The sequence below is a fragment of the Niallia sp. FSL K6-0212 genome (assembly GCF_038007605.1).
GTDB classification, from domain to species: Bacteria; Bacillota; Bacilli; order Bacillales; family Cytobacillaceae; genus Niallia; species Niallia circulans.
This window is the reverse complement of record NZ_JBBOXL010000001.1, coordinates 2,402,232-2,423,375: the sequence shown is the minus strand read 5'-3', so window position 1 is coordinate 2,423,375 and position 21,144 is coordinate 2,402,232. Positions and strand designations below refer to the sequence as shown.

Below are 21,144 nucleotides of genomic sequence, written 5' to 3'. Positions count from 1 at the left end.
AGCTGAACTTATGACTATCTTGTTTTAATAATGCCATTCCTATTGGCATACACAGCAGCTTGGGTTCGGTCGGCTACTGCTAATTTCGATAAGATGTTGCTTACATGTGTCTTTACTGTTTTGATTCCAATATATAGTTCTTCACTAATAGCCTGATTAGTCATTCCTTCTCCAATACACATTAATACATCTAATTCTCTTTCTGTTAAATCATCATGTGGCTTTCTTTCTGTTGCTCGCAATTTTTTCACCATCACGTTAGCAACCTTTGGCTCAATCACTGCTTCGCCAGTATAGGCTTTCTTAATTGCTTGCACGACCTCTGTAGCACTTGCTGTTTTTAATAAATAACTAAATGCGCCTGCTTCTATTGCCGGAATGACTTGTGCTTCATCATAGAAGCTTGTAATTATGATTACTTTGCAGCTAGGATACTCTTTTAAAATAGCCTTTGTTGCTTCAATACCATTCCCGTTTTCCATTAATAAATCCATTAACACAATATCCGGCTTCTCCTTTAGTACAAGCTGAACTGCAGTCTGACCACTATTTGCCTCTCCCATAATGTGAATATTGGGTTCTGTCATTAGGTAAGAAATAATTCCTTTTCTCACCATTTCATGATCATCTACTACTACCACTCTAATCATTTTCCCACCCCTTTGTTGGCACTCGAATATCAATATAAGTTCCTTCTCCCATTTTCGAACGAAGTTCCATCACTCCACCAATTTCTTCACAGCGCTCTCTCATTGTCTTTAACCCATATGATGCAATTCTTTCTATCGTCGGATCAAAGCCTTTGCCATTATCACTTATATGTAGAGAAGCATATTCTTCTCGTTCTTCCAAAATGATTCTTACTTTATCTGCATGAGAATGACGAAGCACATTGGATAGGGCCTCTTGAACAATTCGAAAAAGATGTTCCTGTCCAGCCGTAGATAGACCATCTATTTCATCAATGCTTGCAGAAAAATGAAGCATTGTTTTTTCTTTCAGCTCTTGAATAAGCTTGATTATGCCATCACACAACGTATCATTGCTTAATTCAATCGGTCTTAGATGAAGCAGCAATGCTCGCATTTCCCCTTGCGCTTTTCCCGCAATCGAAACAATTTCCTGTAACTGCTGCTTGGCTAAAGCAGGATCCCGGTCAAAAATTTTATATGCAGCAGAAGACATCATATTTAATGCAAATAATTGCTGACTAACAACATCATGCAAATCCCTCGCCAGTCGTTGTCTTTCTTCTATTACTGCGGCATTGTGGGCTGTTTGCCCGAGCGTTGTTTTTTCATTTGCTAATCTCTGCAAAGAATGAATTTGCTCTTGTTGATAATCAGCGAGCTGATTAAGTTCTTCTTTTACATCATAAACATACTCACTTGTTGCAAGCGGCATTTTTGGCGGTATTTTTCCTCTCCTTAAAGATGATATAAACCAAAATATTTCATCTAATTGTTTCTTTATTTTACCGCTCCATTTAAAAGCAAAATAAAAACCCACCACTGTTATCAGAAAAAAAAAGATGGCAGCTAAGGCAAAACTCCCTATCCAAGACGTTGCAAAATTTGGAAGTAAATAGATACTTATAAATAGCAGCAAAGAAATAATCAAACTTGTTAAAATGATATTTCGATAATATCCATAACGACTAATTGTCTGTCTCATGTTTCCCCCTTATACCTTTTGCACTGTAATATCGCCAATATCAAGCAAAATATTTAGCTTTATTTTTTTTATTGCCTCTTCATAATAGGCAGATTTATGCTCCAGACTATTTCCAATTCCCTCCTTAACCGACTGCAGAATTCGTACTTCTCCAATCTTTACTTCGGCTTGAACATAAATGGCTAGATCATCTGGAACAATAATTTTCACATCCCCAATCCTCGCATGGATAAACAGCTCGGTTTCTCCTTCAGGAATAAAAGCTTTGCTAAAATCAATATAGACATCTCCTAACCCATGAGAAATTTCCATCGGTTCGACAGCCCAATTATCTGTATTATACTTAACATCTCCCATGCGAAAGGATTTCTTTGTATAACGTTTTCCGCCACTGTCATATTCAAAAGTGAACTTAGGTTTGATGAGTCCTAGTGCCATTAAAATAATAATTAATGGCCATAATTTCCAAAAATCGATAAATCTAAATTCTAATACTTGAAAACGATCCAAAAGGAGAAGAATAGAGAAAATAAGAATAAATAAGGTAAAAAATAAATTGCTTTTTCGTTTTAATGTTATTTGATAGAGCGAAAGCAGACCATAAACAAGCAGCAAAAACGGATATATTATGACAAATAATTTTTTTATTTCCAAGGAAATGACACCAATATTAACAAGTAATAAGATTACTCCTACAATAAGTAAACTAATAGAAAACATTATTTTGGAGATTGATCTTCTCAAAAACTCCCCTTCTTTCCTAGACATCTATAGATAGAATTTTTGTGAAATTCTAAAAAGCAGTCTTTTTCAACTATAAATCTATTGTACTACCTTTATGTAATTTTTTGCTCCTTCTTTCGATGTTTTTTTCTCCACCTTGAGAAGGAGTCTTTGGCACATTTTTCTTCCGGATTTTTAGAATAAATCCTTCCTCCCATTCCAAAGCAATGAAGTGAAACACACTATATTTTAAGGAGGTACCAATCACCTTTTACATACAGCTACATAATCTGTATTAACCGAATGGTGATAGATGCCTATAGCATCCTCCACTTCAAATCGGGAAAGGAGCTGGATTTATTTGGGTATCGAATTAACAGCACTTCATTGGATATATGTACTATTTATTGTCTTTATCATCGGCTTTATGGTAATGAGAAGAGATACTACCTTTATTTGTATCGTTGGAATCTTTCTATTAGCGATAACAGCGACCGGATCTTTAAGTACCTCGATTAGCAGTATTTTCAATAGTTTCATCTTTGCTATTACAGAATTGTTACCTACTATTGTTGTTATCTCTATTATTGTTGCAATGAGTAAAATTTTGACGAAAACAGGTATTAACGATGTAATGATTTCTCCCTTTTCCAAACTTATTCGTTCACCTGGACTCGCTTATTGGACGATCGGAATAGTAATGATGCTCATTTCTTTCTTTTTCTGGCCATCCCCCGCAGTAGCATTGATCGGAGCTGTTCTCTTACCAGTAGCTTTACGGGTTGGTCTGCCAGGAATTGCTGTTGCCATGGCAATGAATTTATTCGGCCATGGGATTGCATTATCAGGAGATTTTATCATCCAAGCTGCACCGAAACTTACAGCAGATGCTGCTGGCATACCTGTCGAAGACGTCATGCATGCAAGTATCCCCCTTGTCATTGTTATGGGGGTTGTAACAACTATTACTGCATTTTATTTTATTAAGCGCGATATGAAAAGAGGAACACTGACTTTTGCAACTGGTGTCACCTCTATTAATAAATCAGATATTCTTCCCCAAGTAAATAAATTACTACTAAGTAGTACACAAAAGAAACTGTTCGCCATTCTGATTCCCATTCTCTATATTCTTGATGTTGTTGCAATGTTTTTATTAGATTTACAAGGGGGAGATGCTACCGCACTGGTTGGTGGAACATCCATTTTTATTCTTCTTTTAATAACATTAGTAAGCTACAAAAATAAAGGCTTGGAGAAAACAACGACTTATTTGATCGAAGGATTCCAATTTGGTTTTAAAGTATTTGGACCGGTTATTCCAATCGCTGCTTTCTTTTATTTAGGTGACTCTGGTTTTAATACGATTATCGGGGACTTTCTCCCAAAGGAGTCCCACGGAATCGTCAATGATCTCGGTATTGCTCTTGCTTCCACTGTTCCATTAACGAAAGAAATTGGCGCCGTTACACTAACAGCTGTAGGAGTTATTACCGGCTTAGATGGTTCTGGCTTCTCCGGCATTTCATTAGCAGGTTCTATTGCAGGGTTGTTTGCCCATGCAATTGGCAGTGGAATAAGCACATTAACTGCTTTAGGGCAAATTGCTGCCATCTGGGTTGGCGGTGGAACTTTAGTCCCTTGGGCATTAATCCCGGCTGCTGCAATCTGTAATGTCGATCCATTTGAATTAGCAAGGAGAAATCTTCTTCCAGTCTGTATCGGCTTAGTAGTGACTACTATTTTTGCCATGTTCCTCATCTAACTAGCGATAATCAGTTAAAAATTATTTTTACTGGCAAACCCAAATAATCATACGAAGATACTAATGTATGCTTCGTATATTGTTTGGGTTTTAAACCTTTTTAAAAGGAAGTTCCATGAAATTTTCTAAAACTTCTTTATCATCCATTAGCTACTTAGTTTTGTTCCTGCTCCTTTTTGTTTATGAAATCGATCATAAAATGTTTCATAGAAACCTACCCATACAAACAGCCAGATCCCTCCTAATAAATAACCACCAATAACATCTGTTGGATAGTGGGCCTCTAAAGCAATTCTACTTATACCAATTAGCAAAATGAATACAAAAGCAATAACTGCCAAAATCAACTTTCCTGCATTCCCTTTTATTTCTTTCGCTAGAATATGTGCAATAAACAAATAAAGAAGTAATCCTACCATTGCATGCCCGCTAGGAAAACTAAAACTGTCTGTCTCTAATGCTTCAGCAGCTAAGGGTCTAGGTCTTGCCACTAAATCTTTCACCCACTTATTCAGTTCATTTCCTAGTCCAACACAAAAGACAAATGCTGCAATTCCTACAAAATCTTTCTTTTTCCACCAAAGAAAAAGAATAAATAGGAAAGCGATAATTCCAATGCCTATTTTATCTGCAATGGATGATATGCCTTCCCAAAAAGGAATAAAACTAGCTGGAAACAATGTATGTATAAACTGGGTTAGTTCTGTATCAAATGCTAATATTACTTGTCCATTTACAGCTAGGATTAGCAGGATAAACAATAAGAATGACAGGATTATTAATCCCCAAGCCATTTTTGATTTTCTAATATCCATAATTCCTCCTAAATGAATTTCATTTTAACCTTATTTTAACAACATCTCTCTTATAAGGATAGGCATAATCTTTACGATACATAATAGTTTATCCGCTTTTCACCTCTCTTCTTTATTACTACATGCTATAATAAAAATATTCTAAATAGTCAAACGAGGTGGAAGATATGCTACAAATTATATGGGAACAACTAGATAACTATTATAATGAAATGGTTAAAATACGGAGATACCTTCATCAATACCCTGAATTATCATTCAAAGAGGTTAAAACAGCTCAATATATCATCTCTTTCTATGAAAAATTAGGAATTCAAGTTACAGGAAACGTCGGAGGTAATGGAGTAGTCGCAAAAATATCAGGGGGAAAACCTGGAAAAGCAGTTGCGCTCCGTGCTGATTTTGACGCTCTTCCAATCCAAGATGAAAAAGATGTTGCTTATAAGTCAAAGGTTTCAGGTGTCATGCACGCCTGTGGTCATGATGGGCATACTGCAACCTTATTAATACTTGCTAAAGTAATAAATGAGTTTAAAGAAGAATTAGCAGGGAATTTTGTTTTTATTCACCAGCATGCTGAAGAATCAAATCCAGGTGGCGCAAAAGCGATGATTGAAGCAGGCTGCCTGGAAAATGTGGAGGCTATATTTGGCACTCATTTATGGGCGACACTTCCCACAGGGACTATTTCCTATAAAGCAGGACCCATGATGGCAGCAGCAGATGAATTTAAAATTAAAATCCAAGGTCAAGGGGGACATGGAGCACAGCCGCACAAAACGAAGGATTCTCTTGTTACCGCATCTCAACTGGTCCTTAACCTTCAACAAATTGTCAGCAGAAAAGTAAATCCTATCCACCATGCTGTTTTAACAGTAGGCTACCTTGAATCTGGTAATGCTTTTAATGTGATTGCTGACACAGCGATCCTAGGGGGAACAGTCCGGACGTTTGATAAAGAAACGCAATTACTTATAAAGGAAGAGCTGGAGAGAGTAATAAAAGGCACGTGCTATACAGCAAATAGTACATATGAATATGAATACGATGACGGCTATCCAGCAGTCGTTAATCACCCTGAGGAAACTTCCTTTTTAGCACATTGTGCGGAAAAGGTCCCAGGAGTGATTGTTCTAGAGGGAGAACCTGAATTAACTGGCGAGGACTTCTCTTATTATCTGCAGCATGTAAAAGGTACCTTTTTCTTTACAGGAGCAATGCCTGATACAAATGGTCCGACTTATCCGCACCACCATCCTAAATTTGATATTAATGAAAAGGCTATGCTTATTGCCGCAAAAACATTAGGTTCTGCTGCTATTACTTATAATATTTCCTTAAGCGCAGCAAAGGCTAGTACTAACTTAAATTCATAAAATTTATAAAAAAAAAGGAAGAGATTCTAAACACACGAATCTTTCCTTTTTCATTTGTTTTGTTCCTGAAAATAACGCCAGCGATAAACATTCTTAGCTGCTTCTCCCAATTGATCCATTAAATTATAATTAGCGTAGGCACCCACAGCTGCCCCAATCCCCGGCACCAATTGCAGCATTTTTACAAAATCAATAAAATCGCGATATTCCTGCTGTAGATCCTGCCAATTAAGGCTAGCAACTCTATGCTTTTCTTCTTCCCAATTCTCTATTATCTCTAAAACTTCTCTTCGTTTTCCTTCACTTGAAAAAGCTAACTGAAAGATATAGAGCAAATAGATTCTTTCTTCCACTTGAGCCGTATCGTAACCATATGTGGCTGCGGCTTCCATTAAAAAGTTCATTTTAATGGAAAGCAATAAGGGAAAATCAGCCAATCCAAGCAATATCCCACCAGCCCCCGTTCCGGCACCTTCTACAACAGCAACCTTTTGAAATTGACTTATTTTTTTGGTTAACTCTTCATCTTTTCCTTGCAAAGAACGGAAGATAGGTGGATTTTTTTTCTTGATAATATTGCTGCCGGCAAGTGTTGCTTGAATCATCTGTTTAATTGCTTCCGTAAGGGTCTGATGAACTTTATCTGGTATATAAGAATTTATTTTATTTTGCGCTTTTTTTGATACTCTATTTAAAATAGAAGACCGTTTTTGGATTTTCCGTTTCCACTCTTCTACTTCTTTTAACGCTCTTTGTTCATATTCATTCATTTATCTTCCTCCTTGCTTATGCTTACGTTCCATAAAAAAAATAGTTCCTGATTTTTTGAAGTTAATTATTAAAAAAGGAGCTTCCCTTCTAATACACACTAAGGTTTAAGCTCCTCTTCTATTTATCCCTTTTTTACTTTTTTATTTATATAAAACGAAGTAAAGAAGATAATAAAAACAATATTAACTACTAAAGAAATCAAAGCATACATCCAATCTCCTTTTAAAGCAATAATTAGAGACAAAATGATTCCTTGGCAACTTAAAATCACAGCTAAGATTTGTTTAAATGATTTTTCTCTAGCAGAGGCTGCCACTGGATAAATTGTAATCCACAATTTATTATCATAGGCATTCCAAAGCGGCAGCAGCTGCAAGCCTGTTAAGAAAACAAATAATACACTTATGAATACTTGTCCAGGTCCAAAAGATAAGAAAAAGATGAAAATTCCACTTATCAATGTTAGCCGAACCGTTAAGCCGAAATAATCTCCTGCACGGACATAGGTTCTCCAGTATAAATGCGTAAATACCTTTTCTCTCGCAAAAGAAACGCGGCTGAATAATACATCTAGAAAACGTCTTCGTTTTATACGATTTCTTAAACTCGGTACCTCTGTAAACATATTGGCAAAGCGATAAAAAGAGGCTAGTCTTTTTTCATCTTGTTCAATTAAATATTCCCATTTTACGCCTTTATTGCTTGTCGCTTTCTGAAAGTATATAAGCAAGAAAGCCATAATTAGAAGAAGAGCAAGAATAAATAACGGAGACGAGTCAGCAAATAATAAATACAAAATAGCTAAATTAATCAAAAATCGTACAACACTATCTATATGATGATAACGCACATTTACATAGTATTGTATTTGCCAGCGAATCAGCAAATTAGCTCCTTTACTTATCAACAACACAATAAGTAGATACCAAAAGCGACTAAAATCACCACCGTGTACTTTTGCATATAACGGCATCAAGGCAGCAAGAATGATGACAAGCAAGTAGCCTTGAAGGACAAAACTAATCATCATGGATTGGAGAAAATACCTTTTCATTTTGGTTTCTACTGCAATTAAAAAGATCCGGTCAGCATCCTTTAAAAAAGTATAGGTTGGACTATTTGTCATAAAAAGAGTAAGGATAATGCTCATAATAAGCGCAACAGGGAAGTCATTCGAAATCGTTTTTAACCATGCTTGATAATAGAAGGCTCCAGTCCCTAGTAAAAAAACTAAAACGATGACAACATGGCCATTAAGAATATACTTTAAATATTGACTATATTCTTTCGCTGTCTGCCCAGCTCTCTCTCTCCATAACTGCTTCTCATTAAATTCAAACATGTTCTTCTTCCTTTGTAAGATAGATATAAATATCATCCAATGTTGCAGCTGGCATGTTAAAGGCTGTCCTTAATTCTTCCATGGTTCCTTGACTCTTTATTTGGCCTTCATGAATAATAATAATCCGATCACAATATCTTTCGGCTGTAGCAAGAATGTGTGTAGACATTAGAATCCCCGCTCCCCCATCCTTCATTTTCTTTAGTTGATCTAATAACGATTGAATCCCAAGAGGATCTAATCCGACAAATGGTTCATCCACTATATAGAGAGAGGGTTCCACTAGAAAAGCACACATAATCATTACCTTCTGCTTCATTCCTTTCGAAAAATGAGCCGGAAACCACTTTAGTCTTTTTTCCATGCGAAATTCTTTTAATAATATTTCCATCCGCTTTTGATAATCAGACTCTGACAAGCCGTATGCCATGGCAGTAATTCTTAAATGTTCTTCTAATGTTAATTCATCATATAAAATAGGCGTTTCAGGTACAAAGGTAAATTCCTTTCGATATGCCTCTTTATCGCCTTCAAACGTCTTGCCATTAATAAGGATTTCTCCTTTATGCGGCTCCATCAATCCAATGATATGACGAATAGTTGTACTTTTTCCAGCACCATTTAATCCGATTAAGCCAACCATTTCATTCGCATGAATAGAAAAGGAAATATCCTTTAAGACAGGATTCCGTGTATACCCTCCAGTAACATTCTTTATTTCTAACAACGCCATCTATTGTACCTCCAATATGTATTATCTATAGTTTAACAACATTCTTCCTTAAATAAAAATGATTGCACAGAAAAATTTTTATTTTCTTCGTATATAAAATCTTGTTCAGGATATTCTATTTATTGAAGGGGAGCACCAAAGAAATATTGCCGTATAACTCCAATATTAAATGAGGTGTTTGCAAAAGATTCTATACAGATTCTTTAAAAAAGCTTCCATTCGTTTATAAAAGGGGATGTTTGCCTTGCATAAGCAAGTTAGGAACAGAAGATCAGTAACACCAAGCTGCTTCATTACGAAAACAGCCTAATTCATTTCCACTTTGAAATGAGGTGTTTGTCGCAGACAGTCATCCATTCTTTATACGTTTTTGACATATAAAGACATTTTAAGGGGATGGTTCGTTTGAACAATGATCGATTTCTCTAAAGCTTAACACAATTCATTTTTTAAATGAGGTGTTTATCAAAGAGAAGAACCCTAAATAACGTTAAATAGAAGTTCTCTCCTTCATTAGAGGGTGTCCTTAAAAGGTATTCTTATTATGTATATCCATAGTAAAGAGGTTTATTCAAACTTCTCGCTTGGACAATCCATATAAGAGGATCCTTTCCAAGGCACCCTCTTCCTTTTGTTGTTCAATAAAATAGTTCCTGTGTTAAAATATTGATAATACATAATGAAGGAAGGTATTTTTATGAGTGATTGTATTTTTTGCAAAATAATTGCTGGAGAAATTCCGTCTAAAAAAGTTTTTGAAAATGAACATGTAATGGCATTCTTAGATATTAGCCAAGTTACTAAAGGACATACATTGGTGATACCAAAACAACATGTAAAGGATGTCTATGAATTAACTCCTGAAATTGCAAGCAATCTATTTGAAGTTGTGCCAAGTATTGCTTCTGCCATTAAAGAAGCTTATGCACCAATTGGTTTAAATCTCCTTAACAACAATGGTGAAAAAGCCGGACAATCTGTTTTCCATTATCATATGCACCTTATTCCACGTTATGGAAAAGGAGATGGTTTTGGAGCTGTTTGGAAAACAAATTTTGATGGATATTCAAATGAAGAGCTGACAGAGATTGCAGAAAAAATTAATTCTAAAGTAAGATAAGTCCATTAGCTTATTTTCTTGAAAAAACTTTCTAAAAAAATTCATATTTTCTAAAGCTATTTAATAATAGTTTCGTTTTTTATTGGAATACCGCTCCCTTCCTTAAAAACAACTACGAAGATTCTAGTATCTGGAAGGAAATATTTTTCTAATAGCATGAAAAAACAAAGCATCTTTTTGAAAAATTCTCACTTTTTCAAAAAGGTGTTTTTTTCATCTGTACAAATCAGCTAAATTTGTTAGTATAAGGGTAATCTTTTTGTCTTTAACGCTTTACTATTTGAAAAGTTAATTTAGGAGGAAAGAACGTTGAAAAGAGCATATAACTTTAATGCAGGTCCTGCAGCTTTACCAGAATGGGTTTTACACGAGGCAAAGGAGCATTGGTTAAATTTTAATGATACAGGTATGTCTTTAATGGAATTAAGTCACCGCAGCAAAGATTATGAAGCTGTACATAATGAAGCAAAGGAACTACTTACATCTCTGCTTTCTATACCAGATAATTACGAAATTCTTTTTTTACAAGGTGGAGCAAGTCTTCAATTTACAATGATACCAATGAACTTGCTTCCTAAAAGTCAAACAGCTTATTACGCTCTCACTGGAGTATGGTCAGAAAAAGCCATGAAGGAAGCCTCCAAGCTCGGTAATACGGCCATTTCAACTTCAAGTAAAAACGATAATTATACCTATATCCCTGACCATGAACAGATTAACATACCAGATGATGCAGCATATCTCCATATCACAAGCAACAATACCATTTTTGGCACCCAATGGAGCAGCTTTCCAAGCAATTTATCTGTCCCTTTAATTGCGGACATGTCGAGTGATATTTTAAGCACACCAATTGATGTTTCACAATTTGGAGTTATTTATGCTGGCGCCCAAAAAAACCTTGGCCCCTCTGGAGTAACTGTAGTGATCATTCGAAAAGATTTAATCAAAGAAGATCCTGCTTTGCCAACTATGTTAAGTTATCATACACACGCTAAAAATAATTCTTTATTCAATACCCCGCCAACTTTGGGGATATACCTTTTATCCCTTGTTCTAAAATGGGTAGAGAAACAAGGTGGAGTGGAAGGTATTGCTGCCATCAATAACGAAAAAGCAAAACATTTATATGAAGTAATCGATCAAAGCAATGGTTTTTATCGCGGCCATGCAGAAAAAACAAGTCGTTCTAAAATGAATGTTACTTTTACTTTGCAGTCAGAAGATCTTACAAAAGATTTCTTAAGTGAAGCAAAGGAAGCAGGATTTGTTGGTCTAAACGGGCATCGCTCTGTGGGCGGCTGCCGAGCTTCTATTTATAATGCCGTTCCCCTCGAACATGTAATAGCATTAAGTACATTTATGAAGGATTTTCAGCTCAAGTATCAACAATAAAAAGACTTTAGCTCTATAGAATTCCCTTTACAATAGTAATGATGGCTTGAATACGTTATAATGATGAAAAAAAGAGCGAGGTGCAAGCAAATGAGTGCAAAATCATTCTTATCAGGATTTTTAATTGGAGGAATCGCAGCCGGAATCACTACCTTATTAACTACTCCTTACTCGGGTAAAGAAGTAAGAAAAGCCTGCAGTGATAATGGAAAAGCTTTTCTTCAACATATTCAAGAATTAAAGTTAGATTTAAATGAGATAAAAGACTCTATTAAAACAGCTACAGTAGAAGGTAAAACGGTATTTAGTACTTTTATTGAAGATCTTAAGCTTTCTTTGGAAACATGGCGGGAAGAAGTAAAACCACATCAAGAAATACTTCAAAAAGAACTAGATGGGCTACAATCCACGATTAATGAGTTAGAAAATGATTTAAAATAATTTAATCGCTTTTACTATACAGAAAAGCTAAGAAAAAAGGAGGAATTCTAACATGAATTTCCTCTTTTTTTCTATTCGCTCATGTCCTTTCTTTTCATGTTATATTTTTTAACACTTTGATGTTAATTCTTATTCGCATATAATTTTTCATCACTCATTTTTTTTGTTTTTTCTTTTTTCACTTTTACATCTCTTTTATTATAATTTAATTTTTTATTCACTTTTTTTGGGACTTTTCCCTCCTCCATTTGTTTCCTCTTTGTCTCTAATTCTTATTTTATCCTTTCATTTTTGAGAGAAAATGTATAGACAACTTCTGAATTTTTATTTCTGATATTACATTTTTATGCAATAAAGCGCTTTCTTAAAAGAAAAATTCTTATTTCTAAAAATTTTGTTAATTTTTATCTTTATTAATTTTTGTTTTATTGGCATAATGTTTATAGATAACAGAAAAGTAGGTGAATTTTGGATGGATGAAAGTCAGATTTCTATGAAGGACGCTTTACTCTTCACACAAAGAATTGGACAACTTAGTAAAGCATTATGGAAGGCGATTGAGAAGGACTGGCAAAATTGGATTAAACCATACGATTTAAACATTAATGAACACCATATACTCTGGATTGCTTATCAGCTAAATGGCGCTTCTATTTCAGATGTAGCAAATTTCGGTGTAATGCATGTCTCAACTGCATTTAATTTTTCGAAGAAATTAGAAGAAAGAGGACTACTAGAATTCTCGAAAAAAGAAAATGATAAGAGAAATACGTATATTTGCCTTACGGACAAAGGGAAAAAAGTGTTTGTTCAAATTATGGAAGAATACAATCCAAGCAACAGTTCAGCTCTATCCGCCTCCTTACCAATCAAGAATTTATATGGAAAGTTTCCGGAGCTTTTAGACATAATGACTATCGTTAAACATATTTATGGGGACAATTTCATTGAAATTTTTGAGAAATCCTTTACTAATCTTGACGATATTTTGGAAGAGGATGAAGGACATTTAAAGCAAAAAGAACCAGTATTTACTAAATAGAGATAATATTAAATTGGGGAATAGGACTCCAGGTTTGGGACAATCTAGACCGGTGGTAAAAAAGATAAGAAGGCAGATTGCTTTCTTATCTTTTTTTCGGAAAATTCAAACAAAAATACATAGAGAATAGGTTTTCTTCTTCTTAGAATTACTAAATATAAAAAATGTCATAAATTTGTATAAAGAGACTATTGATTTTTTACTCTATTCATCGTAAAGTAGCAAGGTGAGTTCGCTTGATTAAAACGCAAGATAAGGCAAAGAAAAGATATTCTTCCAATTATTAGTTATTCAAGCAAGAACGTATCATCACAAGTAACTAAAAATTTCTCCCTATGGAGGGTATTAACATGAACTGTTGGAAGACTGTCCACTTCCATAAAAAATATGGAACTCAGCGCCTATTTATTTTGTCTACTATGACAATGATTGGTTGTTTTCTGTTTCTATATGTACCAATTATAAGCTATTTTGCACATAACAAACTTTCTGACGATTACTTTTTACTATTTATGGCAATGTTTTTACTTATGTATCCATTACACAAGCTGCTTCATTTATTACCTATGCTTCATTTAGGCGATAAAATAAAAAAAACTTGGACTAAGCATTTGCAAATTTTACCAATTCTTCACATTCAAGTTAAAGAACCAATTGGTAAAATGCAGTTTCTCTTTGCTTTAATTATTCCATTTGTTATCATTAGTGGAGTATTATTTCTATCTTGTTTCCTTTTTACAAGTTATGTTCATTATTTTTTAATGCTTTTCGCTTATCATACAGGGATTTGTGTTCCTGACTTTATTCGCATAAAAAATCTATGGCATTCTCCGCGCTCTTGTTATGTAGAAGAAAATGAGGATGGATTTGAGATATTAATAAATAATGTTAGTGAATTATCGTAAAAGAAGTCTATTATTGTTTTGTCGCTCATATAATGATATAAAACTAGATGGAATGTTGATTATTCTTTCTTATCGATAGATTATAAGGAGTCATCTAAGTTCTTTCCAGAACAAAATCTCCAAGTTTATATCAAAAAAGTTTATAATACTATCTTTTTATCCTTTTATTTGATAATGTAAATAACATACAATAAATTCCGCTTATAAGGAGGGAATCAATGATGATCTCCATTTTTATTATTTTAGCTATTTTTATTTTATATAATATTAATAGACTTACAAATGCTTTGTGTTTACAAAAAGAAATTCCTGAAGAAAAGCAGCCAAAAGTTTTTCGTACAATAAATGTTCTTATTACGATTCTTTTGATTTCTTCCTATGTAGATATTCTTTTTTAACAAACTCTATTTTCATTAATTAGAGCTATGTAGAAAAGAAGCAGTGTGTAGTTGGTAAGTAACCAACTATCGTACTGCTTCTTTTTATATTCCTTCAGGTCAACTTATAGCCAAGCTGCTCCGATGATTACTAATAAGATGAATAGTACTACTAATAAAGCAAAGCCTCCACCGTAAACTCCTCCACCAGACATGAAGATTCCTCCTCTCTTTATCGTTCCAGTTGTTTTTTGGCGCATCTAGGCAACCCCCTAGTAAGATTGCCGTTTATACGCTTATAGCTTACAGCCATGCAGCGCCAACGATAACTAATAAGATAAACAATACAACGATTAAAGCAAAACCTCCGCCGTAAACGTTACCCATAGTAACACCTCCTTTAAGGTTGCTACCATTTGTTCATTCATTTCATGGTGTTTCGGTTTTTCTTATTCTTTTATTTAATAGCTTAAGAGTCCTTTTATACATGCCCCATAATGTTTGCTCATATAAATCACACTAAGGCCCTATTGGTCACATCTTAAGAAGCTAGTTCTAAATAAAAGACATTGCTGTTAGGAACATTATTATGAATAGTCCACCCTTCTTACTGTCTTTTTTTCTCTATAAACCGTAACAACCTTCTGAATTTGCTAAGAGCGAATTCTTTAGAGCTCTTTTTCAAGCTCAATTTATCATATGTATTTGCCCTAATTTCGGAACAGGACATATACCCATTTTTTATAGGGATAGAAAGGGCAAGAAGATAGGGTTTAGATTACCCGCAAAAAAAAACAAAGGATCCTATCTACAAAATCCCTCCTAAATGAACCCCTGGTTAGGAACGAATCTTATACATGTCATCCTTTGTGATATTAAATAAGTAACCCTTCAGGCCTTATTCCCACCTATCATCTTCTAATTTCCATAAGATGTCCTTATTAACTTCGACCAAGTCTTACAAGATCAAAGCAACTACTTTCTACACATAATCTGAATTTTTTGGAGATATCCAGCCGCTTTCCCTAAAAGGTGCACCGATCTTCTCTATTTCAATAATTCTAAAATATCTACGTGCCATTTAATTTTCATATACTCTTTCTTCCCTATCTCTACGTTTTTTCTCTTCTTCTAACCTTTTCATGTATACCTCTCCTTCTCGTTCAATTATTTCATTTTCTGCTGCTCTATCCTCTTTCCCGGTTTTAACCGCCATAAAGGCACTAATCGCTATTCCTCCTAATACAAGAACAACCCAAAGTGGAATTCCTAGCATTGAAAATTTCCCCTTTCTAGTAATTTCTATCTTTTATTTCATCCTATGCTAGGAAAACTAGATTATTCCCTTGAACATAATTTATCTAGCTGGAAGTTAACTATATTAAAATCTCCCAACACAAAAAGGAAGAGAACCCATGGGAACTCCTCCTTAGTTTTATTTATGGAAAGTCGGCTTATAGAAAGAACGATTTTCTAACGGAAATACTCTTTCCGTAAATTCACCTGGTTTCACTCTATCTAACACACGATCTAGCATATTCATTTTGGCGTCTAAATTGTCAATATAGTGTAAGATTTCTGCTTCCTTAATTAACGGCGCTTTCGGGCTTCCCCATTCAGGTTTCCCATGATGGGATAATACTAAGTGTTGAAGTATTACTACTTCTTCTCCTCTTATCCCTAATTCATCTGCTGCTTTTCCTATTTCATTAATCATAATAGAAATATGTCCAAGCAAATTCCCTTCCAAAGTATAAGAAGTAGAAATCGGACCAGATAATTCAATTACTTTGCCTAGATCATGAAGAATGATCCCTCCATATAGCAAATCTTTATCCAAGCTCGGATAAAGAGAGGCAATCGCCTTCGCCAAATCAAGCATACTAACAACGTGATAAGCTAATCCAGAAACAAATTCATGATGATTTTTCGTTGCTGCTGGATATTGCAAAAACGCTTCTTGATGCTTCTTTACTAAATGTCTTGTTATTCTTTGTATATTAGGATTCTGCATTTCAAAAATGTAATGTGTAATTTTACTTAACATTTCATCTGTAGTTAAGGGCGCTGTTTCAAGGAAATCAGCCAATCGAATGCCCTCTTCTCCTGCTGCCACCTTAATTTGGCGAATTCTTAATTGCAGTTTTCCACGATAACTTTGAATATCTCCATTCACTTTAACAATCGTTTCCGGGCGATAGCTCTGCTCATCCATTTCTGTAGCATCCCAAAGCTTTGCTTCAATTTCTCCACTTTTATCTTGAAAAATAAGCGTCATAAACGGTTTTCCGTTACTTGCAATAGCCTTTGTTGCATTCTTTATTAATAAATATGATTCAAATTGCTCCCCAACTTCATACTGAAGTACTCCTTTTTTCTCCAACTCACTCTCTCCTTTATCTTTCTCTTTATTTAGTATAGCACGAAGTCCTTCCATCTTTATAAGCTTGTTTCTCTTTCCTCTGCTGGTAATACATGCAAGCTTTCATCGGGAAAATATTTTAGTAGATGACGGTGACAAGTAAAGAAAATCAGCTGATTTTCTTTACATTTCTGCAGTAATTGAATTACTTTTTCTGTACGTTTTTCATCAAAATTAACGAAGCTGTCATCAATAATAAACGGAAAACAAAAGCTTTTATAAAATGTTTGCGCCAAAGCAATGCGAATGGATAAGTAAAGCTGTTCGGTCGTTCCCTGGCTTAATTCCTTCGCTTCATAAAAAAGATGATGCTGACTCTCTACTAAGAACCCAGCTCCTTCTTCCTTTGGAACTATCCGAATATATTTCCCTTCCGTTAGAAAAGCAAGATTTTCCTCTGCCTGTTGCAGCATAGCAGGCAGCTGTTTTTGTTTATATTGTTCAACGGTTTTCGCTAACAGTTGTTTGGCTACAGCAAATTTTGCCCATTCTTTCACATCTTCCTTGAACTCCGACTGAGCTTGTTTAAAGGAATGCAATAAATCTGTATATGTCCCTCCGCCTTCAATTCTAGAAATGGTAAAGTTAATTGCAGCTGCCTCTTCTACGAGTTCCTGTAAGCGAGATGCTAATTTATCCATTTTCGTTTTCTTTTCCTCTAATTGCAGCTCGGGATTTAGAATTTGTTGATACAATGAAATATGTTCTTTTGATATATTAGTCATTTCTAATTGAACATTAATCGCAGCAAGTCTTTCTTTATATTTAGCTCTCTCCGTTTCCAAGATGGCTTTTTCACGAAATGCCTCTTCATCCGCAACACCTGCAAGGGAAAATAAAGCAGTCTTTTCTTCTGCATAGCGATTATACTCTGTTTGATATTTATCCAGATTCTCTGATAGGTCTGTTTGCTTTGTCCGTAATGCTTCTTTTCGATCCGTTTTCTTTTTTTCTTCCTTTAGTGCCGTTTTTAAACGGTAGCACATATTAGCAATGGTATCTTTCTCATCTTCCAAAAACTGTATGAAGAAATTGCTGATCTTGCTAATAATTTCCTCACGCTCTCGATGAATCTCATCCAGTTCTTGATGATAAGAGTTTCTTTCTCTATCCTTTCCTTTCCATTCTTCAATTAATAAAAAGGCATCATATATTTGTTGTGTCGCAAGTTCATATGGAATTTTAAGTTCATCGGCCAATTGTCTTAACAACTTCTGATGGGAAAGAAAATCCCCTTCCCACTTTTCAAATCCCTCTAATACTCTCTCATAACTTTCATTTTGCTGCTCTAATTTAAATTGGAGCTGTGTGAATTTCTCTCTTCTCGTTGTATCCTCTTCAAGCCTCTGAGCTTCATAACGAGAAATGCCTTGTCCTTTTTCAAAGCTTTCGACCAACTGAGCCCGTTCTTCCTTAATAAGCACTAATCTCTTCTCTTTTTTGCTGATTTCGTTTTTAGCCAATTTTCTTCCAGACAGGAAAAATAACACATAAACAACACATACAACGATGCAAATAACGGTTATGAACCATTGCTCAAAAAACAAAGCTCCCGCTCCAGCCAGTAGAAGAAACAGCGTTAAAACACTAGTTATCATTGTATTATGCTTCAAGCGTTTCTCTTCTAACTTCCTCTGATCTTCCAATTGATTTATTTCTCTAGAAAGTAACTCTGCCTTTTCCTTGTTCCAGCTATATTGATTTTCTGTTTTTATACGTTCTTCTAATCTAGCTCTTTCTTCTTTTGGCATGAGCTTCTGCTTATTCTCCTTTACTGCCTCTTCTAAAGATTCTAAAGCTGTTTGCTCATCCTTCAGCCGCTCGTCAAGCTCTTCTTTCTGCTCTTTTAATCTCCGTTGCTTAGAGGCTGCTTGTGCACATTGCTCTTTTATAAAGATGCTTGTATTACTTTCCCTCAATAATATTTCTTCTTCAATCGGTAGATGCAACTTACTCTTTAAACTATCAATATCTTCTTCTATCTTATTAACTTGATTTTCCACTTGCGTCTGCCGATTTTGTAATTGTTCATACACGGGGAACTTTTCTACGGCAAGTAAAATATTATTTTCAGCGATAAGAAGTTCTTCCTGTATAGGAATGCTTGCTATTTCTTGGTCCATTTCTTCCATCCGTGCTTCTATATGCCGGATTTCAGCTTCTACAGAAAGCAATTTCTCCTTCAATGCTTCCCATCTAATTAATCCATTTTGAGGAAACTTGAAGTCCTTGTAAGCAGCTAATTTTTGCTCTAACAATTCCTGCTCGCGGACCATTCCCCTAATTTTTATCCATTCTTCCAATAACCATTTTTCATGCTCTTCTTTTTTTAAATCTGCTTCTGTCAGCTGTCTTTCTTGTTCTATCTTTCTTTTCTTTGCAAGTAATTGTTCATATTGATTATTATCCTTCTCTGCACTTTTTAATTGGCTATGCTTATCTCGTAAAACTTGCAGTTTTTCATTAAGGACAGGCTTCTTCCCGCTAGGCTTATAGCGTATATCTAGTTCTTTCTGAAGCTCATTTTCTACTTTCAATAAGCGGTCAGAGCCAACAGCACCAGTGGAAAACAAAAATCGTCCCAGCTCTTCTCCTCTTAATTGCTGGACATTTTGCAATCCGTGTAAATTAAAAGAGAAGATTGATTGATAGAGAGCTTTATCGATTCCTGCTAATAGTTCATCTAAAAGCTCCTCTTGTCCTCTTCTCCCATCCTCTAAAGTAACTGTCACGTCCCCTGTAGCTTTTCCTTTTACACGTTCGATTGTTGTTAGTCCGAATTCTGGAAAATAGATGTCTAATTTCCCGCCATATTTATGCTGCAGCTTTGGCTCATAGCGTAATTCTGTTTGCTGTTTTGTTGGGAAGCCGAATAAGATGCTATGAATAAAACTCATAATGGTCGATTTTCCTGCCTCATTTTCTCCATAAAACACATGGATGGGGGAGTTAATGGAAAACGTTATATTTTCTAGCTTTCCATATCCGTAAATCGTTATTTTCTTTAATTCCACATTAGCTGCCTCCCCTCTTCACAAGCATTGTCAGCAGTAAATCTTCTGCCTCTTCTGCTAATTCTTGTTTTTCTTCAGCTGTAAGCTCTTCTAAAAAGCGATGGGCCTTTGAATGCTGAAATAAAGGTGCAACTGCTTCATTCACTAGTTCGAAATCCTTTGTTACAGCAAATAATTCTTCATAAAATGCCGATTCCCTTAACAAATTCTCTTTTAACCATTCTATATTTTCCTGTACTTTTATCGAGTTAATCCAGACAAAGAAGTCTGCCTCTATCTCCTCTTGCTGAAGGATCTCCAATAAATCAGAAGCTAGAAAAGAGTCTTGTAAGCGCAGTTGCTCTATCTCTAGTGAAATAATGTAAGAATATTTCCTATCTCCTATTGCATCCATTTCTTTCCGACAGAGCTTGTATAAATCATCAAAGGTATGGACAGAGCTGGCATCTATTTTCACATTCTTCCAAATCACTTCCGATGTTGGGATAAATTCTAAGCTGGCATCCCCATCGCTTAGTTCCACATAGTAGCATCCCTTTACTTCTGTTTCCTTTTTATGTCTTCCTTGTGTGTTTCCTGGATAGACAATCGGGGGAACAGACTCTAACAATTCCCGTTTATGGATATGTCCCAATGCCCAATAATCCATTTTTTTAGCAAGCAAATCACTCACTTGAAAAGGAGCATAGGCACTGTGTTCAGTCGATCCCTCTAAATTGCCATGCAAAATTCCTATATGAAAATGCGCATCATCGCTTCGTTCGTATTCATCAATTCTTCGCTCTTTAATATGTCTTGTTTCGTAACTAAACCCATAGAGATTCGCCGATAAATTATTTTTCACATATTTTTTTACTGTTACCATTGATGGAAAAACATGAACATTAGGAGGCAATTCTATTTGTACCCAGCTTCCATTTAAGTGATCATGATTTCCATGTATCAGATACACTTCTATTTGCTCTTCCTCTAAGCGAAGCATTTCATTTCGAAAGCGAATTTGCGCTTTTATACTTCTATCTTCCCCATCATATATATCTCCGGCAATAATTATAAAGTCTACTTTTTTGCTGATGGCTGCATCAATAACCTTTTTAAATGCAGTAAACGTACTTTCTTTTAGTTTGTTATGTATTGTTGTAGGCAAATTCTTCAATCCAACCATGGGGCTGTCTAAATGTAAATCTGCACAATGTATAAAGGATATTCCCATACTCTCACGTCCTAAA

General features: G+C 35.1%; 22 protein-coding genes. 8 read left to right on the top strand and 14 right to left on the bottom strand.

The genetic code is table 11. From position 1 onward, the window contains the following. Window positions 1-14 precede the first annotated feature (14 nt). Genes MHH96_RS11515 through liaF form a run of 3 tightly spaced genes read right to left on the bottom strand, consistent with a single transcriptional unit; the run spans window position 15 to window position 2,418 of the window. Window positions 15-650, bottom strand: coding sequence for a response regulator (locus MHH96_RS11515; protein WP_095320237.1), 636 nt, complete (start codon window positions 648-650; stop codon window positions 15-17). Further along, a complete protein-coding gene (locus tag MHH96_RS11510) occupies window positions 643-1,674 on the bottom strand; it encodes a sensor histidine kinase (RefSeq protein WP_061797529.1) in 1,032 nt (343 codons plus the stop codon). The genes MHH96_RS11515 and MHH96_RS11510 overlap by 8 nt, the downstream gene beginning before the upstream one ends. A gap of 9 nt (window positions 1,675-1,683) precedes the next feature. Next, window positions 1,684-2,418 (bottom strand): cell wall-active antibiotics response protein LiaF, encoded by a 735-nt coding sequence (gene liaF, locus MHH96_RS11505; RefSeq protein WP_167555725.1) that lies wholly within the window; start codon window positions 2,416-2,418, stop codon window positions 1,684-1,686. Between the two features lie 340 nt (window positions 2,419-2,758). On the opposite strand from liaF, the gene MHH96_RS11500 reads away from it, so the two are divergent. Then, window positions 2,759-4,162, top strand: a complete 1,404-nt coding sequence (locus MHH96_RS11500; RefSeq protein ID WP_061797537.1) for a hypothetical protein — start codon at window positions 2,759-2,761, stop codon at window positions 4,160-4,162. A 146-nt stretch (window positions 4,163-4,308) separates the two neighbouring features. On the opposite strand, the gene MHH96_RS11495 is transcribed toward MHH96_RS11500, so the two are convergent. Further along, window positions 4,309-4,977 (bottom strand): phosphatase PAP2 family protein, encoded by a 669-nt coding sequence (locus MHH96_RS11495; protein WP_061797543.1) that lies wholly within the window; start codon window positions 4,975-4,977, stop codon window positions 4,309-4,311. Window positions 4,978-5,144: 167 nt separating this feature from the next. Here MHH96_RS11495 and MHH96_RS11490 point away from each other — a divergent pair, with 167 nt between their 5' ends. Further along, a complete protein-coding gene (locus MHH96_RS11490; RefSeq protein WP_341117343.1) occupies window positions 5,145-6,353 on the top strand; it encodes a M20 family metallopeptidase in 1,209 nt (402 codons plus the stop codon). Window positions 6,354-6,403: 50 nt separating this feature from the next. On the opposite strand, the gene MHH96_RS11485 is transcribed toward MHH96_RS11490, so the two are convergent. The 3 genes from MHH96_RS11485 to MHH96_RS11475 form a co-directional block, all read right to left on the bottom strand. Next, complete coding sequence (locus MHH96_RS11485) at window positions 6,404-7,123, bottom strand: EcsC family protein (protein WP_061797555.1); 720 nt, start codon at window positions 7,121-7,123, stop codon at window positions 6,404-6,406. 122 nt (window positions 7,124-7,245) lie between these two features. Then, the gene (locus tag MHH96_RS11480; RefSeq protein WP_047943062.1) at window positions 7,246-8,466 is read right to left on the bottom strand and encodes an ABC transporter permease; all 1,221 of its coding nucleotides are present in this window, start codon (window positions 8,464-8,466) and stop codon (window positions 7,246-7,248) included. Continuing rightward, entirely contained in the window at window positions 8,459-9,199 is a 741-nt protein-coding gene (locus MHH96_RS11475) for an ABC transporter ATP-binding protein (RefSeq protein WP_047943061.1), read from the bottom strand. The genes MHH96_RS11480 and MHH96_RS11475 overlap by 8 nt, the downstream gene beginning before the upstream one ends. Before the next feature lie 697 nt (window positions 9,200-9,896). On the opposite strand from MHH96_RS11475, the gene MHH96_RS11470 reads away from it, so the two are divergent. From MHH96_RS11470 to MHH96_RS11460, 3 genes are all read left to right on the top strand, one after another. Beyond that, window positions 9,897-10,319 carry an HIT family protein gene (locus MHH96_RS11470; protein ID WP_061797558.1) on the top strand — a complete coding sequence of 141 codons (423 nt, stop codon included), beginning with the start codon at window positions 9,897-9,899 and terminating at the stop codon, window positions 10,317-10,319. A gap of 309 nt (window positions 10,320-10,628) precedes the next feature. Continuing rightward, complete coding sequence (gene serC, locus MHH96_RS11465) at window positions 10,629-11,714, top strand: 3-phosphoserine/phosphohydroxythreonine transaminase (RefSeq protein WP_061797561.1); 1,086 nt, start codon at window positions 10,629-10,631, stop codon at window positions 11,712-11,714. Window positions 11,715-11,804: 90 nt separating this feature from the next. Then, window positions 11,805-12,155 carry a YtxH domain-containing protein gene (locus MHH96_RS11460; protein WP_047943058.1) on the top strand — a complete coding sequence of 117 codons (351 nt, stop codon included), beginning with the start codon at window positions 11,805-11,807 and terminating at the stop codon, window positions 12,153-12,155. A 122-nt stretch (window positions 12,156-12,277) separates the two neighbouring features. Here the strand turns inward: MHH96_RS11460 and MHH96_RS11455 are convergent, their stop codons facing one another. Then, window positions 12,278-12,403: a hypothetical protein gene (locus tag MHH96_RS11455; RefSeq protein ID WP_268874801.1), complete on the bottom strand. Its 126-nt coding sequence runs from the start codon at window positions 12,401-12,403 to the stop codon at window positions 12,278-12,280. A 224-nt stretch (window positions 12,404-12,627) separates the two neighbouring features. On the opposite strand from MHH96_RS11455, the gene MHH96_RS11450 reads away from it, so the two are divergent. From MHH96_RS11450 to MHH96_RS11440, 3 genes are all read left to right on the top strand, one after another. Continuing rightward, window positions 12,628-13,197: an HTH-type transcriptional regulator Hpr gene (locus tag MHH96_RS11450; RefSeq protein WP_047943056.1), complete on the top strand. Its 570-nt coding sequence runs from the start codon at window positions 12,628-12,630 to the stop codon at window positions 13,195-13,197. A 350-nt stretch (window positions 13,198-13,547) separates the two neighbouring features. Beyond that, window positions 13,548-14,102: a DUF3267 domain-containing protein gene (locus tag MHH96_RS11445; RefSeq protein WP_047943055.1), complete on the top strand. Its 555-nt coding sequence runs from the start codon at window positions 13,548-13,550 to the stop codon at window positions 14,100-14,102. A 218-nt stretch (window positions 14,103-14,320) separates the two neighbouring features. Next, window positions 14,321-14,500, top strand: coding sequence for a hypothetical protein (locus MHH96_RS11440; RefSeq protein ID WP_035416273.1), 180 nt, complete (start codon window positions 14,321-14,323; stop codon window positions 14,498-14,500). 104 nt (window positions 14,501-14,604) lie between these two features. Here MHH96_RS11440 and MHH96_RS11435 read toward each other — a convergent pair whose 3' ends face one another. The 6 genes from MHH96_RS11435 to MHH96_RS11410 all read right to left on the bottom strand — a co-directional run bounded on the left by MHH96_RS11435 (window position 14,605) and on the right by MHH96_RS11410 (window position 21,128). Beyond that, a complete protein-coding gene (locus MHH96_RS11435) occupies window positions 14,605-14,694 on the bottom strand; it encodes a YjcZ family sporulation protein (protein ID WP_035416274.1) in 90 nt (29 codons plus the stop codon). Between the two features lie 88 nt (window positions 14,695-14,782). Further along, window positions 14,783-14,866 (bottom strand): YjcZ family sporulation protein, encoded by an 84-nt coding sequence (locus tag MHH96_RS11430; protein ID WP_035416275.1) that lies wholly within the window; start codon window positions 14,864-14,866, stop codon window positions 14,783-14,785. Window positions 14,867-15,560: 694 nt separating this feature from the next. Continuing rightward, complete coding sequence (locus MHH96_RS11425; RefSeq protein ID WP_047943053.1) at window positions 15,561-15,755, bottom strand: sporulation YhaL family protein; 195 nt, start codon at window positions 15,753-15,755, stop codon at window positions 15,561-15,563. Window positions 15,756-15,914: 159 nt separating this feature from the next. Next, on the bottom strand, window positions 15,915-16,916 hold the full coding sequence (gene yhaM, locus MHH96_RS11420) for a 3'-5' exoribonuclease YhaM (RefSeq protein ID WP_235844453.1): 1,002 nt from the start codon (window positions 16,914-16,916) through the stop codon (window positions 15,915-15,917). A gap of 2 nt (window positions 16,917-16,918) precedes the next feature. Further along, window positions 16,919-19,915, bottom strand: coding sequence for an ATP-binding protein (locus MHH96_RS11415; protein WP_341117335.1), 2,997 nt, complete (start codon window positions 19,913-19,915; stop codon window positions 16,919-16,921). Window position 19,916: 1 nt separating this feature from the next. Beyond that, complete coding sequence (locus MHH96_RS11410) at window positions 19,917-21,128, bottom strand: metallophosphoesterase family protein (protein WP_061797566.1); 1,212 nt, start codon at window positions 21,126-21,128, stop codon at window positions 19,917-19,919. Window positions 21,129-21,144 lie beyond the last annotated feature (16 nt).